Annotated in this window: 1 protein-coding gene; it reads right to left on the reverse strand. The window is 70.0% G+C overall.

Annotation, left to right across the window (positions count from 1 at the left end; translation table 11 throughout):
* Positions 1-2,189 (reverse strand): amino acid adenylation domain-containing protein (locus tag G9373_RS45055; protein ID WP_240961157.1); only part of this gene is annotated, 2,189 nt, incomplete at both ends.

Consider the following 2,189-nt stretch of genomic DNA (forward strand, 5'->3'; position numbering starts at 1 on the left):
GGGGGGGAGGTGGGGGAGGACGAGGGTGAGGGTGGGGGTGGTGGTGTCGTATTGGTTGAGGAACCAGATGCGTTGCTGGGCGGGCGACAACGGCACGAACTCGGGTTGGTTCCCCGGAGTGGGCACCGGCAACGGGGCATCGTTCGAGTCGTGGTCGAGGTGGGTGGACAGGACCCGTGGTGTCCGGTCCTCGAACACGGTCCGGACGTCGATGTGGGTGTGCAGCATCGAATTGACCCGCGCCACCACCCGTGTCGCCGTCAGCGAGTTTCCGCCCGCCTCGAAGAAGTTGTCGTCGACACCGACGTGCTCGAGCCCCAGAACGGCCGCGAACGCGTTCGCGACGGTCTCCTCGACGGGCGACGTCGGTCGGTGCGCGGGATCGGCCGGGGAGTCGAACCGGGGAGCGGGCAGCGCGGCGCGATCGAGTTTGCCGACGGGGGTCAGCGGGATCCGGTCGATCGGCACGATCGCACCGGGCACCATGTGCGCCGGAAGTCGTTCGGTGAGATAGGCAGAGAGTCGTGCCGGGGCGAGCTCCGCGGAACCGACGACATAGGAGACGAGGATCGGGTCCCCGGCGGGCCCGGTGCGGGTGAGTGTCGCGGCGTATTCCACGTCCGGGTGGTCGCCGAGGACGGAGTCGATCTCGCCGGGTTCGATGCGGAACCCGCGCACCTTCACTTGGAAGTCGGCGCGGCCGAGGTACTCGACCACCCGACCGCCGGACGTGTCGGCGACCCAGCGGACGATGTCGCCGGTCCGGTACATCCGCTCGCCCGCCGGCCCGTATGGAGCGGCGACGAAGCGTCCTGCGGTCAGGCCCGGCCTCCGGTGGTATCCGCGGGCCAGACCTGACCCGGCAATGTACAACTCACCCGGAACGCCGTCCGGGACCGGCTGCAGCCGCGCATCCAGCACCACTTCGTCCGCACCGGCGACCGGGCCGCCGATCGTCACTTCGGACCCGGGTGTGAGCGGCGCGCTGATATTGGACATCACGGTGGTTTCGGTGGGGCCGTAGCCGTTCCGCAGAGCCCGGCCACGGGACCACCGGGTCACCAGACCGGGCGGACACGCTTCTCCGGCCACGAGAATTTCGCCGAACCCGTCGTATCCGTCGAGGTCGTCGGGATCGGCCGAGGCTAGTGCGGCAGTCGGGACGAAGGCATGCGTCACCCGTTGGGCGGCGACGAAGCGGGACAGTTCCGTGCCGCCGACGATGGTCGGCGGGCTGATCACCAGAGTCGCGCCACAGCCGAACGCCAGAAGGTAGTCGAACACCGATCCGTCGAACGAGGGTGACGAGAAGTGGAGCACGCGCGAGTGCCGCCCCGGACCGAGGCCGGCCGCCTGCGCCGCGGCCAGCGTGGCCAGCCCGCGGTGCGGAACCACCACGCCTTTCGGGACACCGGTCGATCCGGACGTGTAGATCAGGTACGCGGGATGGTCGGGTAGCAATGGCCCGCGGCGATCGGCGTCACCGAGGGCACCGCTCGACTGTTGTTCGACCGTCGTGATCGTCCCGGGTTCGTCCAGGACGAGCCACGGCACCGTGTCCGGGAGCCGCTCACGTTGCGGTGTCAGTGTGACGCCGAGCGCGACACCCGAATCGGCGAACATGTCGGCGATGCGTGCGGCGGGATAGCCCGGGTCGATCGGGAGGAAAGCCGCCCCGGTCTTGGCGATCGCCCAGACCGCGAGCACCGAGTCGACGGAACGCGGAATCGCCAGGGCAACGTAGCGTTCCGGGCCGGCGCCGTGCGTGATCAGCAGGCGCGCGAGCCGGTTCGACGCCTCGTCGAGGTCGCGGTAACTCACCGCGCGACCGGAGTCCTCGAGCGCGACGGCGTCCGGATCGAGGGCTGCGGCGTCGGTGACGATCGCGGCGAGCGTGCGGGTGGCGGGTGCGGGACCACCGCGCACGGGCGCGAGCGCGCGGAACTCGTCGTCGCCGAGAAGTCGCACCGACGCGACGGTCGTCTCCGGTGCCGTCGCGATGACCTCCAGTGCCCGGCACATGTGGGCCGCGATCGCCTCGGTGTCGTTGCGGCTGAGGAACTCCGGCAGAAACTCGAACTTGAGGTGGAGTGTGGTGTCGGTGGTGGTGGTGGCGGCGAGTGCGAGGGGGTAGTGGGTGGCGTCGGTGGCGGAGGTGGTGGTGATGGTGAGGTCGGTGGGTGGGGTGG

Source organism: Rhodococcus sp. A14 (genome assembly GCF_011603105.1).
Lineage (GTDB): Bacteria > Actinomycetota > Actinomycetes > Mycobacteriales > Mycobacteriaceae > Rhodococcus_F > Rhodococcus_F opacus.